Annotated in this window: 15 protein-coding genes; 4 read left to right on the top strand and 11 right to left on the bottom strand. The window is 69.4% G+C overall.

From position 1 onward, the window contains the following. Positions 1-154: 154 nt before the first annotated feature. The 4 genes from cas1e to cas5e all read right to left on the bottom strand — a co-directional run bounded on the left by cas1e (position 155) and on the right by cas5e (position 2286). Positions 155-1123, bottom strand: coding sequence for a type I-E CRISPR-associated endonuclease Cas1e (gene cas1e, locus SACAZDRAFT_RS23090; RefSeq protein ID WP_005445044.1), 969 nt, complete (start codon positions 1121-1123; stop codon positions 155-157). 3 nt (positions 1124-1126) lie between these two features. Beyond that, on the bottom strand, positions 1127-1336 hold the full coding sequence (locus tag SACAZDRAFT_RS24210; RefSeq protein ID WP_408638073.1) for a type I-E CRISPR-associated protein Cas6/Cse3/CasE: 210 nt from the start codon (positions 1334-1336) through the stop codon (positions 1127-1129). Between the two features lie 86 nt (positions 1337-1422). After that, positions 1423-1857: a type I-E CRISPR-associated protein Cas6/Cse3/CasE gene (locus tag SACAZDRAFT_RS24205; RefSeq protein ID WP_408638054.1), complete on the bottom strand. Its 435-nt coding sequence runs from the start codon at positions 1855-1857 to the stop codon at positions 1423-1425. Between the two features lie 12 nt (positions 1858-1869). Then, positions 1870-2286: a type I-E CRISPR-associated protein Cas5/CasD gene (gene cas5e / locus SACAZDRAFT_RS24200; RefSeq protein ID WP_408638072.1), complete on the bottom strand. Its 417-nt coding sequence runs from the start codon at positions 2284-2286 to the stop codon at positions 1870-1872. Between cas5e and SACAZDRAFT_RS21110 the strand changes: the two genes are divergently transcribed. Next, complete coding sequence (locus SACAZDRAFT_RS21110) at positions 2179-2787, top strand: type I-E CRISPR-associated protein Cas7/Cse4/CasC (RefSeq protein WP_005445042.1); 609 nt, start codon at positions 2179-2181, stop codon at positions 2785-2787. The genes cas5e and SACAZDRAFT_RS21110 overlap by 108 nt on opposite strands. Positions 2788-3126: 339 nt before the next feature. Here the strand turns inward: SACAZDRAFT_RS21110 and pcaD are convergent, their stop codons facing one another. Together pcaD and SACAZDRAFT_RS21100 are read right to left on the bottom strand one after the other, a co-directional pair. Continuing rightward, positions 3127-3891 (bottom strand): 3-oxoadipate enol-lactonase, encoded by a 765-nt coding sequence (gene pcaD, locus SACAZDRAFT_RS21105; RefSeq protein WP_005445040.1) that lies wholly within the window; start codon positions 3889-3891, stop codon positions 3127-3129. After that, the gene (locus SACAZDRAFT_RS21100) at positions 3888-6254 is read right to left on the bottom strand and encodes a LuxR C-terminal-related transcriptional regulator (protein ID WP_005445038.1); all 2367 of its coding nucleotides are present in this window, start codon (positions 6252-6254) and stop codon (positions 3888-3890) included. The genes pcaD and SACAZDRAFT_RS21100 overlap by 4 nt, the downstream gene beginning before the upstream one ends. A 41-nt stretch (positions 6255-6295) precedes the next feature. On the opposite strand from SACAZDRAFT_RS21100, the gene SACAZDRAFT_RS21095 reads away from it, so the two are divergent. Next, complete coding sequence (locus tag SACAZDRAFT_RS21095; protein ID WP_232286318.1) at positions 6296-6586, top strand: benzoate/H(+) symporter BenE family transporter; 291 nt, start codon at positions 6296-6298, stop codon at positions 6584-6586. A gap of 28 nt (positions 6587-6614) precedes the next feature. Here the strand turns inward: SACAZDRAFT_RS21095 and SACAZDRAFT_RS21090 are convergent, their stop codons facing one another. Further along, on the bottom strand, positions 6615-6971 hold the full coding sequence (locus SACAZDRAFT_RS21090; protein ID WP_005445036.1) for an arsenate reductase family protein: 357 nt from the start codon (positions 6969-6971) through the stop codon (positions 6615-6617). A gap of 135 nt (positions 6972-7106) precedes the next feature. Between SACAZDRAFT_RS21090 and SACAZDRAFT_RS21085 the strand changes: the two genes are divergently transcribed. After that, a complete protein-coding gene (locus tag SACAZDRAFT_RS21085; RefSeq protein ID WP_005445034.1) occupies positions 7107-8345 on the top strand; it encodes a PP2C family protein-serine/threonine phosphatase in 1239 nt (412 codons plus the stop codon). Between the two features lie 191 nt (positions 8346-8536). Here the strand turns inward: SACAZDRAFT_RS21085 and SACAZDRAFT_RS21080 are convergent, their stop codons facing one another. The 4 genes from SACAZDRAFT_RS21080 to SACAZDRAFT_RS21065 form a co-directional block, all read right to left on the bottom strand. Next, complete coding sequence (locus SACAZDRAFT_RS21080) at positions 8537-10366, bottom strand: WXG100 family type VII secretion target (protein ID WP_005445033.1); 1830 nt, start codon at positions 10364-10366, stop codon at positions 8537-8539. Next, a complete protein-coding gene (locus SACAZDRAFT_RS21075; RefSeq protein WP_005445031.1) occupies positions 10363-10677 on the bottom strand; it encodes a hypothetical protein in 315 nt (104 codons plus the stop codon). Before SACAZDRAFT_RS21075 ends, SACAZDRAFT_RS21080 begins: the two co-directional genes overlap by 4 nt. After that, the gene (locus tag SACAZDRAFT_RS21070; RefSeq protein WP_005445029.1) at positions 10674-11192 is read right to left on the bottom strand and encodes a YbaB/EbfC family nucleoid-associated protein; all 519 of its coding nucleotides are present in this window, start codon (positions 11190-11192) and stop codon (positions 10674-10676) included. The genes SACAZDRAFT_RS21075 and SACAZDRAFT_RS21070 overlap by 4 nt, the downstream gene beginning before the upstream one ends. Positions 11193-11579: 387 nt before the next feature. Next, positions 11580-12221, bottom strand: coding sequence for a hypothetical protein (locus SACAZDRAFT_RS21065; protein WP_005445022.1), 642 nt, complete (start codon positions 12219-12221; stop codon positions 11580-11582). Between the two features lie 291 nt (positions 12222-12512). On the opposite strand from SACAZDRAFT_RS21065, the gene SACAZDRAFT_RS21060 reads away from it, so the two are divergent. Then, on the top strand, positions 12513-13721 hold the full coding sequence (locus tag SACAZDRAFT_RS21060; RefSeq protein ID WP_005445021.1) for a DUF2075 domain-containing protein: 1209 nt from the start codon (positions 12513-12515) through the stop codon (positions 13719-13721). The last annotated feature ends 15 nt before the right edge of the window (positions 13722-13736 follow it).

Below are 13736 nucleotides of genomic sequence, written 5' to 3'. Positions count from 1 at the left end.
CCCGCCTGGCCTTGGCACCAGCAGGAACGGGAAACCCCCGACCAGGACTCTAGTTCCAGCCGGGGGCTTTCCACTCCACATGACGGAGGGTTGAAAAGACCAAAACGTATCTAACTGACGTTGACTAGCCGGTTATTCCCGAATCCTTTGGGGGTCAGGCCGTTGTCGTGACCTTCAACAGCCGGAAAGCCTTCGGAGTCAGCACGTTCGCGCCTACACGCCAGTAGACGTACCAGCCGACACGGCCGTCTGGCCTGCGGTTACTGCCCTGCAACACGCCCGGAGGCAGGTATGAAACTGTGGTTCCAACCCGATTTACCACGAGGTAGTTCGACCAGTCCCCGACCACCAACAGCCGATGTGTGCCGTTGGCGGCGGCATCGACGGCCGACCAGGGGTCAAAGTTGGAGTTTTTCGTCATACGGCCTGCGTACGAGGTTAGTGCCTTCCACCAGCGGTGGCTCGTCACCGGTCGGATTCCACTGCCGATGCAGATGCGTCCCGGGCTTGCCCCTAACCCAACGATGACCGCATGACAGAGCCCGTACAGAGCGGCGTTGGCGGCGGACAGCAGGCGGTTCAGATCGTCCCCGGCCGCGAAGGCATCCCCCGCCTTGTACGCCCGGCCGGTCGAGGTAACCCCATACCTACGTGCCTGCTGTTGGTAGACCTTGCGGACGCGGGCGCCTTCCCTACCTCGGAGCTGCTGCATGGTGAGTGTCGTGACATCTTCGCCGGGGAACCGCATGGCATACATGGCGCGCGCCACTTCCAAGCGTGGTTTGGTTCGACTGACCAAATACGCCTGTTGCTGCAACAGCGCCGCGCCCCGGCTCGGGCCGAGGCCCGACGCATACATCCGTACACCTTGCTCGCCGACCCAGCACACCGCTGTGCCCGAGTCAGCCAGCAGTTGCATCGCACCATGGGTGACACGGGTTCCCGGCCCGAGCAACACCACAGCCACGAGCGCAGCCGGAATCCTTACGGTCTCGCGACGATTGATGACGGCGATCGCGTTTTCGGCGCGGTCGAGGTGGCTGCGTTCGACATAGACGCTGGAAACGCGGTCGGTGAGGCGGTGCAGATCGTGCGGGTGAGCTTTCCACCAGATATCGGCCACTTCTCACCTCTGCGTGGTCGCCGGGAGTGGTGCGAGGGTGAGGAGACCACAGCCGTAGGCCTTCGCTGGGCCGAGACCTTCGAGCAGAGTGCGGGAGAACACCTCCGGGTCGCTGATCCGCAGACGTCCCTCGAACGTCGCGAGGTGCAGAACAACCGGTTTGCCTGCCTTCTTCTTAGCGAAAGAAAGCCGTTGCCTCTGAGTGACCCGCAGGTCCGAATTCTCGTCCGCTCCGGTGCCGATTCCACCGAGTCGCGCCGGGGGATGGAGAAACCCCAGCGTTCGACACGCTGGAGGAACTAGCGTTGCTGATGAGAGGCGGTGCGATGTCCCATGCGCTGAGCGCGGCCGCGCTTCGCCGGGGAGCCCTGCACTGAATCCATGACAGGAGCTGGGACATGCTGCACGGGATTCGCGGTGACACGGAAAGCGAACTCCCGCCCCTTCGCGAGCTGGCGCAGGAGCGGGGCGTAGTCGCGGGTGACGACGTGGTCGCCACCCGCGGAGGGCCAACCGCACTGTTCGACGAGGTGAGTCCAGTCCGGAGCGGTACTGGTGAGGACGAGGAGATACGGCCTGCCTTCGCGCTCGCTGTCCCACCTCCATAGTGGACGGTCTGCTTCAGGATCGGGAAGGCCGGCTACCACGGCACCGTGTGTGACGTGCGGATTGGTGAGCAGTTTTCGGCTGACTTCACGGAAGGGGTTGATGCGGATGCGAGAGAGGAACGGCATGGGGCCACCAGCTCAACAGGGCGAAGGGGTCGTGGGGTGTCGCGGGGAGGTCGACGTGTGAGTGAGGCTTCCCCCGTGCCGGCTGCGAAGACGACGGCGGTTGTGGGTGTCGGCCTGCCACGGACATGCGGCCAGCGTCGCCCTCACCTCCGCCTCCTCGACAGCGAGCACGATCGGTTGTGTTGGCGGGCACGAACGCCGTCCCAACGACAGCGGGTAGGCAGGGCGACGTATCGCGTCGGCGAGTGCGGTCATCAACGGCGCCGGTCCTGAGACAGCAGCAACGAAGACGGCGTCCTGAAGGTAGTAGCGGTGGGTAGCATGCGTGCTCTTTGCTGGGGAGGTGGGCTTCTGCTCTCCCTTGGCGTTGACGCCGGCCTGGCGAAGCGGGACACCGCGGTAGTCGCTGACGGTGTGGTAGTCGCGCAGCAGACTGCCCGGCTGGTCGACACGCACCCCGAACCGCAATCCCGCGAGGTAGTGGACGACGAGAACACGGAGAACACCGGCGCGGGCATGATCGGCACCGTCGGGTTTAATTCGGCCACCCTCTACCGCTACGCAACGCTTGGGATTCACCAGCTCGAGGAGAATCTCGGCGACGCGGACACCACCGACGACGGCGCCCGACTGTTCCTCGACGCCTTCGCCCGCTCGATGCCCACAGGACACACCAACTCCTACGCGCACCGCACACGCCCGAGCCTGGTAGCCGTCGTGGTCCGTGCCGACCAGCCGGTCAACCTCGTCTCCGCTTTCGAGAACCCCGTCTCCGTGCGGGAGGACGACAGGGGCGGCATCGCAGAGAAGTCAGCGCGCAGACTCGCCGAGGAGCACGGTCGCGCCGTGCGGCAGTGGGGTGACGAACCCGTTTTGGCGGCCGGGGCCTCGGGGGGCGGCCCCGCGCATGCGGGGATGGTTCGGGACTGAACTCCGACACTCGCTTGCTCTGCATCTGCCTGACGCACACGTCGAGCCTGTCGGCTAATACTTCACCGAGCTGTGAGGCAGCCCAGTTGTCACCGCGGACGAAACAGAGAACCGCCGGTGACAGCGAGGCAACATCTCGGTCAGGGCGCCAACGGGACGCAACGAGCCTGCTCACCATCACCGAACCATCTTGGTCTGGCGCGCGGGGAAGAAGTTTCCCATTGTCTCCCCGGGGGACGAGGTCAACGTCCAAGGCAGTCCCGCCTACCGTGACCTCGTCACGCACCGCGTGGACGCCCTCACGCGAGTTCTCGAGCGGGGCCCACCCGCCGCTTCCGGTCACCTCGCCGTGAGGTGTTCCGTGATGAGCTCGCCGAAGATCTCCGGCTGTTCGACGTTGCCCAGGTGGGCGGCGCCGTCGACGAGCTCCAGGCGCGCGCCGGGGATGCGGTCGGCGATCAGCTGCGCGTGCTCGGGCGGCGTGGCCTGGTCGTCGCGGCCGCCGATGACCAGGGTCGGCGCCGTGATCGACGGCAGGGCGTCACGCAGGTCCATCCCGCCGATGGCGGCGCAGCACGACGCGTAGCCCGCGGCGGGCACGGTGGCCGTCATGTGGTGGTACTCCTTGGCCAGGCCCGGGTTGGCTTGGATCCAGCCGGGTGTGAACCACCGGCCGATGCTGCCGTCGGCGATGCTGACCATTCCCTTGGTCGTCGCCTGCGTCGCCCGCTCCTCCCACATCTGCGGGGTGCCGAGCTTGGCCGACGTGCAGCACAGCACCAGCCGGTCGATCCTCGACGGCTCGTGGGCGCCGAGCCACATGCCGATCATCCCGCCCAGCGAGAGCCCCACGAGGTGCGCGCGCTCGATGCCCAGGGTGTCGAGCAGTTCGACGACGTCGCCGGCGAGGTCGGCCATCGAGCTGGGGCCGTCGGGCACGGGCGAGCGGCCGTGGCCGCGGTTGTCGAACCGGACCACGCGGAAGCCCGCGTCCACGAGCCGGGGCACCTGCGGGTCCCACATGCTGAGGTTGCTGCCGATCGACCCGGCGAGCACGACGACCTCGCCGGTGTCCGGGCCGGTGATCTGGTGGTGCGGCGTCATTCGATCTCCTGTCGAATCGAGGGAACGGTGACATCGCCGCTCGACGAGCGGCGCGCGGCGAGCTCGGCCCGGGAACGGACGCCGAGCTTCGCGTAGACGCGGGTCAGGTGGTACTGGACCGTCTTGGTGGCGAGGAAGAGTTCGGCGGCGACCTCACGGTTGGACAGGCCCCGGGCCACCAGCTCGGCGACGGCCTCCTCCTGGGGCGTGAGTCCCCCGGCCTGACGGGCCGACCGGACGACGTGCATCCCACCCGCCTTCAGTTCACGGTCACAGCGCGCCACACACGTGGCGGCCCCCAGACTGACGAAAATCTCCCGCGATGTCGAGATCACGGCGTCGGCCCTGCGTCGTTTGCCCGCCCGGCGCAGCGTCTGCCCGTAGGCGAAGAGCACGCGGGCGCGGTCGTAGCGCAGGGGCAGGGTCTCCAGGGTGTCGAGTGCGCGTTCGAACGCCTGGGTCGCGCCGACGTGGTCGCCCTGGGCGCCGAGCAGGCGTCCCCGGGCGGCCGCCAGCCGGGCGCGGGTCGACGCGCTCTCCCGGTCGTCGGCGAGCCGTTCGTGGCGGCGCAGGAAGGTGTCGGCCTCGGCGTGCCGGCCTTCGACGACCAGCGCGTGCGCGTACAGGTCGTGCCAGGGCCAGTGGCCCGGCTCGTCGATGCTGCCGCCCGCCCAGCTCTGGGTGAGCGGGTGGAGTGCGCGCAGCACGCCCGCGGAGTCGGCTCGCGCCTCGGCGAGGTGGGCGCGGGCGAGGCAGGAAGCGACGCGCATCCACTCGTAGTCCTGAGGGCCCGCCTCGCACCGGCGCAGCGTCGACTCGGCCTCCTCCCACTCCCCGCGCAGGGCGTGCACGGCCACGGCCGTCCAGTGCAGCAGGGGAGCGGCGAGCACGATCCCGCTGCGTTCGAGCAGCGGCTCCGCCTCTCGGACGGTGCGCAGGGCGTCGTCCCACTCGCCCGCGAGGAACCGGGCGCGCGCGAGCCAGGCCCGCGCCCACAGGGAGATGCGGGTGGACCCGCCGAGATAGGTGGTGGGGACCGCGCTCGCGAGGTCGGCGCGCGCGTCGTCGATCGCGTCGACCACCACGTTGAGCCAGCCCCGCGCCAGCACGACCCGCAGCGCCTGCGCCCCGTGCGGGACCCGGTCACCGAGCTCGGCGTAGTCGCGCATCGCCTCGCGCACCCGTCCGGTGCCCGCGAGACCCAACCCTCGGATGGCGGCCGCTTCGACGGCGGCCGGTGAGTCCGGGCCCGCGAGCGCGATGGCGCGGTCGGCCCAGGTGAGCAGCTCCTCGCCCCGGCACCGCAGGAGTGCGTGGAGCACGTACCGCTGGCAGATCTGGGCCGCGACCTCGGGTTCGCGCTCGGTGTTCACGAGCGTCCACGCTCGCCGCAGGCGCGACTCGGCCTCCACGGCGCGTCCGCGCACGATCGCGAGGTACCCCAGCACGGCGTTGCGCAGCGGGGTCTCCCGCAGGCTCTCCACCTCGGGCACGAGGGCGGCCGCGGCGTAGACGTCGCCCGCCCCGATGGAGGCGTCGACGGCGCGGGTCAGGCGGCTCCCGCGCAGCACCTGGTCGTCGGTGAGCCGGCTCGCGTCGTGCAGCAGTGACGCCGCCGTGGCCCAGGCTCCCTCGGCCGCGTGTTCGGCGGCCAGGGAGTCGAGCCGGTCGGCGACCGCGGGATCCGGGACCGGCGACGCGGCGACGAGCAGCCGGAGTCGGCGGGCCGGGTCCTCGGTCAGCTCCGCGGCACGGCGGTGCGCCTCCGCGGCCGCCGCGCGTCCCATCGTCGCCAGGATCGCGGCCCGCACCAGGGGGTCGCGGGGTCCCACCTCGGTGAGCCCGCGGGGGCCGAACTCGACGAGCCCGGCGGTGTGGGCCTCGTCGAGTGCGGGCAGTGGGTCGTCCTCGACGCCGGCGAGCCGGGCGACGTCCCGCGCCGCGATGCCCGGGCCGAGCACGGCCGCCGCTTCGGCGAGTGCGCGCGCGGCGGGCGAGCAACGCCCCAACGCGGCCCGCACGGCAGCGGCGACGGCCGCGGGAGCCGGGAGCTCCGGATCGAACCGCGCCCAGGTCGCCGACGGCACCTCGGTGAGCAGGTGCACCACCGGACGGGGCCTGCCGCCCGTGTGCCGCCACAGCGACTCGGCCATCGACGGGTGCAGCAACACGCCGCGCGCCGCGGCCACACGACTCACCTCGGTGGGAGTCAGGGGAGCCAGGACGATCTCGGCGGTGGCGCTGTGCGCGAGCAGGTCGAGCACGTCGGCGGGCAAGCTCGGGTCGTCCGTCACGGCCGTGACCACGACGAGCAGCCGCGCCCGCGGGTGATGCCGCACCGCCGACGTCAGCGCCTGCAGCAACGGCGGGTCGGCCCGGGATCGTGTGCGGTCTGCTCGCCATGATGACCGGACTGCTCGCGCCCGCCTTCGTCCGGCTCCTGCTCGCGACCCCGGAGTCCTTCGTCGCCGTCCTCGGAGGCCTGGCGATGCTGCGGGCGCTGCAGAGCGCGTTCGTCACGGCCTTCCGCACCCACTTCACGCTGGGTGCGCTCGTCGCGTTCCTCGTCACCGTCTCCGACGTGACCCCGCTGAACATCAGCGCCGCCTTCTGGGGCCTCGTGGCCGGTGTCGCGGTGTCCGCACTGCTGGAACGTGGCGACTTCGCCGAGGCCCGCCGCCCGGCGGGCGCCTGACGTCGTCGGCGTCGCGCGCAGTCGCGCGTTACGGCAGCACCGACCGCACCGCCTCCGGCGAGCGGCCCACCACGGCGGTGTCGTCGTCGGCGGTGATGATGGGGCGCTGAATGAGGGTCGGCTCGGCGGCCAGGGCGTCGAGCCACTGCCGGCGATGAGCCTCGTCGCGCGCCCACGACGCCATGCCCAGCGCCTCGGCCGCGGGCTCGCCGAGCCGGGCAATGTCCCACGGCTCCAATCCCAGCTTGCCCAGGACCTTCTCCAGCTCCTCGACGGTGGGAGGCTCTTCGAGGTAGTAGCGGATCGTGTAGTCGGCGCCTTCGGCATCCAACAGTGACAACGCCGAGCGGCACTTCGAGCAGGCCGGGTTGATCCAGATCTCCATGTCCTCGCGGTCCTCCGGTCGAGTCGTACGCCGCTCCCAGGATGACCGCCGGAGTCGACGCGGGGGTCACCGGGGCCGCTCACGGCAGCGGCGACAGCCGGGTTTTCCCCCGGACACAGCGGGTAAGCGCCACGGGTGGTGGCTGAGTTGAACGGGTGGTGGGAGGTCGTCTCCGACATCGTCGGTGAGACGCACAGCGCGTCCGGACCCGACGTGGGACGCGTGGCCGACCGCGCGGTCCGCCGACTGGGGATCTCCGCGGAGCTCTACCTCGTCGACCACGGCCAGCGGGTGCTCACTCCGCTCGTGGCGACCGGCCGCGGGCCGGTGGGAGTGGAGGACTCGCTTGCGGGCCGGGCCTACCAGCTGCAGAAACCCCTCTGGCAGCGGACCTCCGACGCGCGAACGGTGCTCTGGGTGCCGATGGTCGACGGCACGGAGCGCGTCGGCGCGGTCTGTTTCGGCCTGCCCCCGGACCTGAGCCCGCAGGATTCCGACGTCCGTGACCGGTGCCTGTCGCTCGCGAGCCTGCTCGGGCACATCGTCGCCACGAAGTTCGCCTACGGTGACACCCTGCACGTCGCCCGTCGGACGACGCCCTTCACCCGGGACGCCGAGTTGTTGTGGCAACTGCTGCCCCCGCTCACCTTCGCCTCCGAGGATCTCGTGATCAGCGTCGTCCTCGAACCACACCAACGGGTCGGCGGTGACGCGTTCGACTACGCGGTGGACGAGGACGTCGCGTTCTGCGCGCTGTTCGACAGCGTCGGGCACGACATGCAGTCGGGCCTGACCACCGCGGTGACGCTGGCCGCGATTCGCAACGCCCGCCGCAGCGGCGTGCGTGATCTCCGTGCGCTGGCGCGCGAGGCGGACGCGACGATCATCGAGAACCGGCCCGCCGGTGCACGCTATGTGACGGCGATCCTCAGCTGGCTGGACGTCACGACCGGGGAGCTCACCTACCTCCTCGCGGGGCATCCGCCCCCACTTCTGTTGCGGGCCAACGCCGCGCTGAAGGTCCTGGAGACCCGCCCGCGAATACCGCTCGGGGTCTCCCGCGCTCCCGCCGACGGAATCCTGGGACGCGAACAGCTCGAACCGGGCGATCGCGTGCTCTTCTTCACCGACGGCATCACCGAGGCACGCGATCGCGAGGGCCGGCTGTTCGGCGTCGACCGGCTGGTCGAGTTCGTCGAACACGATTCGGCGGCGAACCTCGCCGCGCCGGAGACACTGCGGCGGGTGATGCGCGCCGTTCTGGACCACCAGCGCGGCCGGATGGACGACGACGCGACGTTGCTGATGCTCGACTGGCGCGCACTGGCCGGCACCCTGCCGCTGGGAACCCCGCTGCATCCCGGCACGGCGTGACCGGTGCGGCCCCGGTGTCGTCCAGCTGCTGTCTGCCCCTCGCCGGACCAGCGACTCGCCGATCCGAGTCACCACGGGATCGTCGGCGAGCTCTCGCCACAGCACGGAGAGGGTGCAGGGCGAGTCGAGAGGACCGGCTCCCGGACGGCTGAGGTCCGGGAGCCGGTGACAGTCACATGCGACGCCGTCCGCTACTCGTCGTCGGAGATGATCCCCGCGCTCACCATGGCCGGCCACGCGCCGAACCGGAAGAAATCGAGCGTGCCCTTCGTGTAGAGGCCCGCCTCGCCGTGAGTCAGGTCGGTGGCCGAGCGGAGAATGTGCTCGAGCTTGTGCGCGACCTCCGGGTTCACCTTCTCCAGCGCATCGAACGCATACTTCGATTCGAGAGCGTTGATGATCTTGTCGGTCTTGACCTCGAAGTCCCTGAGCTGGTCAGGCGTGATGCCCGCTTCGGGGTGGTCGTCGGCGTACTTCCTCGCCCCCTCCAGCAACAGGTCGCGCGTCTTCTCCTTGCTGTCCCAGACGAAGGACTTGCCCTCGTCACCGTTCTCGGAGCTCCGGTCGGTACCCGTCGCACCATCCGAGCTCTCAGATTCCCGGCCGGTGTTGCCCTCGGTGCCGTCCGGATCACGGTCACCACCGGTGTTCACCGTGCCGTCCGCACTGGTGTCTCCACCGGTGTTGGGCGCGTCCTGCGGAGCCCGGCCGTCACCACCGAGCCTGTCCGTGATCGAACCGTTCGGCGAGTCGGGTGTCGCGCTGCCGACGCCCCCACCACCTGGGCTGCCGCCCCCTTCTGGACTCTGGTTTCCAGCGGGGACACCCTGGTTGCCGCCGCCGCCCGTGCCACCCTGACCGGCAGAGGGCTCGTCCTTCCACGGATTGAACGTCAACTCCGGGTCATCCGCCCACGAACCACCACCCGGGCCACCAGCGGTTCCACCACCACCCGCACCACGCTGACCGGCAGAAGGCTCGTCCTTCCACGGATTGAACGTCGGATCAGCGTCATCCGCCCACGAACCACCACCCGGACCACCAGCGGTTCCACGGCCACCGACGGGACCGCCACCACCCGCGCCGCCGGCGGGGCCACCGCCACCGCCACCGCCACCGCCACCGAATGTGGGCGCCTCGCCGGTGCTTCCGCTCACCGCGGACCCGCCCCCGGTGTTGCCGTTGCTTCCGCGGCTGGGCGTGGGCAGGACATCGTCCACCGCCCTGGCGACGTCGTCCGCCAGCTTCTTGGCACTGTCACCGACGTTCTTCAGCGCCTTCGCGGCCGATGAGACCTTCGAGACCAGGTCGCTGATGTGAGTGGCGATCTTGGCCAGGGCGGCGGCGACCGTCCCGAACACGGTGCCCAGGAAGATCCCGATCGAGGTCCCGAAGGTGAACGGCATGGCCGCGATCGCGGCGAGGGCGCCCGCGAGGATGCCTCCGAGTACCGCGGCGATGAGATCACGGATGATCCCTCGCACACCGCCGGCGACGGCACCACAGATCTGCATGTTCTTGCTCGCCGCGGCAAGGGCGTCCTCGAGCGCGTCCATGCCGTCGGCGAGGTCTTGCGTGCTCGCCCGGAAGGCCTCCGCGCCCTCGCCCTTCCAGGTCCCCATGAGCTCGCCGAGCTTGCCTTCGAGGCCGCGCTTCCACTGCTCGATCTGGTCTTTCTCGGTATCCAGCGCCGCCGTCGCGACCGTGATGCCCTCCGGGTCCCCGTACAGCAGGTCGAGCGGCACGCGGAACGGGGTGACGTGCTCGATGAGCCAGCCGATCCCGGCCGCGAACACCGTGCCGAGCGGGTCGAGCACGAGACCGAGCGTGTCCAGGGCGAGCCCCGCGCCCGCGATGCCCATGGTCACCTTGTCGTTGTCGGCGACAGCGCCCTGCAGGACGTCGATCGTGTTGCCGATTCCCAGGCCGTTGGTCCGGGAGTTGTCGGCGGTGATCAGATCGCCCGGATCGTGCCAGAGGTCCCCGCGCCGATACGTTTCCTTGTCCTCGATGTCGCTCACAGCTGGTACCTCGTTATCGAGTCGACCACGGCCTGTTCCTGCTCCTCGTAGCTGTTGCGGGCCTCGACGAGCTTGTCTTTGTGCCGGTCGATCGCTTCGCCGTAGGTGACGAACGTGTCGTGCGCGTCGGCGCAGAACTTGCTCGCCGCAGCACCGATGACCTGGCCGAGCGCGATTCCCCACAGCCCCGGATCAGCGACCATGTCGTTGACCAGTTCGCCGGTCCGCCGCACGTTTGCCGCAACCGAGTCCAGCTCGCGGCCGAACGCGTCGAACGCGTCGAGGCCCTCGATCCCGTATCCGCCGCTCACCAGGGGTTCACCTCGTCGTCGTCGGCCTCGGGACGGGCGGGGCGGCGCCGTGGCCCGGTCGTCGGTGACGGCGGCGTCACCGGCGGCTTCGGCGGTGTCGGAGCCACGTCGGGTTCGGGGTTCTCGACGAACTTGTTCTGGTCGACCTCGTCGGCCGCCGCCGGGTCCGGCGGGAGGAAACTCTTCATCATCTCGACGGCCTCGCCGTTGCCGACGATCGACTGCACCGAGCTCGTCACTGCGCGCGCGGTCTGGCTCTGCGCCTGGCGGACGGTGTCCATGATCGTCGCCGCCAGCCGTGCCTCGCCGAGCTCGCACGCGCGCTTGCCGAACTGGATGTTGCGCAGTGCGCCGTTGGGCGCGAGCGACACCGTCACGGTGCCGTCCCGCGACGTCACGGTCGCGGCCGCCGCGGCGAAGGCTTCCTGCAACGCGGCCGCCCGTTCCTGCATCTGGCTGGCTTGTCGTTCGAGATAATGCTGGAGGTCCTCGCCGGGCCTCAGATTCGGATCCACACTGTGCTCCTTGCGATACACCGGCTGTCTGCCGGCACGCCACACCCCCACGTGAGCACGAAAGCGAAGACAGGTCTTCGCTCAAGTGAGCAAAACGGACGGCCTTCTGCCGCCGAACTGGCGCAAAAGCCGCGTCGGCACCCGAGGGAAGTCCGATGAGGAGGCAGCCGTGCCACGATCTTCAACGTATCCTCTCGGCCGCAAACGCTCCCAGACAACCCCTTCGTCTGCAATGACCGGAAATCCGCTCATATGAGCACGGGCGAGGTAGACGGACAGCCCGCCATGGGACGGATTCGGAAATCAAAGCGTCCACGAGCGACGGTGCCGCACGAGGAAAGCGGAGTCGGGCGAGTCAGGAGCACACCCGCCCGACTCCGCGCTCTCTCAGGCCGCGAGCGACCACTGCCGCTCGTACGCGAGCGCCAGCCCGCGCACGCAGGCGTCGATGTTGGCGCGGTTGGTGTTCGCGCGGAGCTTGTAGAGCGTGGCGTGGCGGCTGTCGAGCACCACCGGCCTGGCGCCCGGCAGGACGAGATCGGCGAACGACTCCATCATCTGCAGCACGATGTCGGCACTGCCCTGACCGAGCGCGTCCCCCTTGCAGTAGGGCAGGACCAGCCACCGCGTGTCGGACCTGTCGTGCAGGCGGACACCGAGCAGGTGCCGGAACACGATCCGGAGATTCCCCTCCGCCCAGGTGGCGTCACTGACGTGCATTCCGGTGGCCCGCTTCGGAATACACGTCAGAAAACCGTCGACCGCGTCGCGATAGGCATCGGTGCGCCAATCCCCCTTGTCCGCCACCTGCGCGACGACACGATTCAATTCCTCCTGACGATCACCGGAGTTCAGTGCCCTCCGAAAAGCCGCCAACAAAGGCCCGTACGCCGACCAGGCGGGTCGGGCGGGATCGAGATAGCGGCGCTTCTGCTCCGCCACCATCGACATGGCCTTGCGGGGACCGGCATGGACGTAGTCCAGCCACTGGAGTCCACCGATGAACACGGTATGGGCAGTCGTCGTCACTGAACCAGCTCCGTTCGCCCTACGGAGCACCACCGACGAACCGAACATGCCGGAGGAAGGACACACCACGACCGTTTTCGACACGGACGTGAATCCCCAGAAATCGAACGGTACGCCTGCGATGCTGAACTGCCTGCCTACCTGCTCATTCTATCAACGAGCACCGACAAGGACAGCGTTATCGCCACGGGCACATGCCTTTTCCGTCGTCGTGAAAAACCGATGTCGACGCGCCCGATCGCACCGGTGGCAGGCCCACCCGCACGAAAGGAGTGCGGTGGATCTGCTCCGTTGCTCACCCTCGCGGCGAAGGAGATCCGGGAACGGGAACAGTTCGTGCTGCTGGACGAGCAGAAGGTCGCGTTCGAGCTGGTGTTGCGGGCGGTGGACAGGGCGAGGGCCGCGAACACCCGGACCGTCGTCGTCGTGCTGGGCGGCCCCGGGCCAGGGAAGAGCGCCATCGCGCTGAGCCTCGTGGGAGACCTCGCTCGGCGCGGCCGCACCGTGCACCACGCGACCGGCTCCTCCGCCTTCACCCGGAGCTTGCGCAAGATCGCCGGACGCGGGAACAGCCGGGTGCAGAACCTGTTCAAGTACTTCAACAACTACACCTCCGCCGGACCAAGCGATCTCGACGTGCTGGTCTGCGACGAGGCCCACCGCATCCGCGAGACCAGCGTCAACCGCTTCACTCGGCGCGAGGTGCGGGAACGCGCGGGACGCCAGATCGACGAGCTGATCGACGTCGCGTGGGTGCCCGTGTTCCTGCTGGACGAGCACCAGACGGTGCGGCCCGGCGAGATGGGGTCGCTGCGCGAGATCACGGCCGCCGCCGAGGCCAAGGGCTGTGCCGTCGACGTCGTTCGCCTGCACGGCCAGTTCCGGTGCGGTGGCTCGGCCGCCTACGACACGTGGGTGGAGCGGCTGTTGGGACTCGACCCTGTCCCGCCAACACCATGGAGCCACCTCGCCGATTCGGACGACGAGTTCGCCGTCACCACCGCCGAGTCACCCGCAGCGCTGGAGGCGTGGCTGTCGGCGCAGCAGGCTCAGCACGGTGGCACGGCACGCCTCGCCGCCGGCTGCTGCTGGACGTGGAGCGATCCGGTGTCGACCGCCGACGGGAAGAGGCTCGTCGACGACGTGGTGATCGGCGACTGGAGCCCTCCGTGGAACGCCAAACCGGAGAAGCGGGTGCCCGATGCGCCGGAATTACGGGCGTCGGACCCGCGCGGGTTCGGGCAGGTGGGTTGCATCTACACCGCGCAGGGCTTCGAGTACGACTGGGCGGGCGTCATCCTCGGTCCCGACTTCGTCCGCCGGAACGGGCGATGGGTGGCCAGGTGCGAGCACTCGCGCGATCCGGCGGTGAAGAAGGCCGACGAGCTCCCCTTCGCCGCGCTGATCCGCAACACCTACAAGGTGCTGCTGACGCGGGGCATGTGTGGGGTCGGCGTGTTTCGACCGACCCGGAGACCCAGGAGTTCCTGGAGAAGATGACCGTTGACCCGCTCG

It is taken from the genome of Saccharomonospora azurea NA-128, from assembly GCF_000231055.2.
GTDB lineage: Bacteria > Actinomycetota > Actinomycetes > Mycobacteriales > Pseudonocardiaceae > Saccharomonospora > Saccharomonospora azurea.
The sequence above is the reverse complement of the archived record's forward strand: the minus strand, read 5'-3'. Positions and strand labels throughout refer to the sequence as shown.

What these genes read in the sequence shown, in the direction of transcription:
- SACAZDRAFT_RS24205 (WP_408638054.1), bottom strand. Translation starts at nt 1,857, where the DNA reads ATGCCGTTCCTCTCTCGCATCCGCATCAACCCCTTCCGTGAAGTCAGC.
- SACAZDRAFT_RS21110 (WP_005445042.1), top strand. Translation starts at nt 2,179, where the DNA reads ATGCGTGCTCTTTGCTGGGGAGGTGGGCTTCTGCTCTCCCTTGGCGTT.
- pcaD (WP_005445040.1), bottom strand. Translation starts at nt 3,891, where the DNA reads ATGACGCCGCACCACCAGATCACCGGCCCGGACACCGGCGAGGTCGTC.
- SACAZDRAFT_RS21095 (WP_232286318.1), top strand. Translation starts at nt 6,296, where the DNA reads ATGACCGGACTGCTCGCGCCCGCCTTCGTCCGGCTCCTGCTCGCGACC.
- SACAZDRAFT_RS21090 (WP_005445036.1), bottom strand. Translation starts at nt 6,971, where the DNA reads ATGGAGATCTGGATCAACCCGGCCTGCTCGAAGTGCCGCTCGGCGTTG.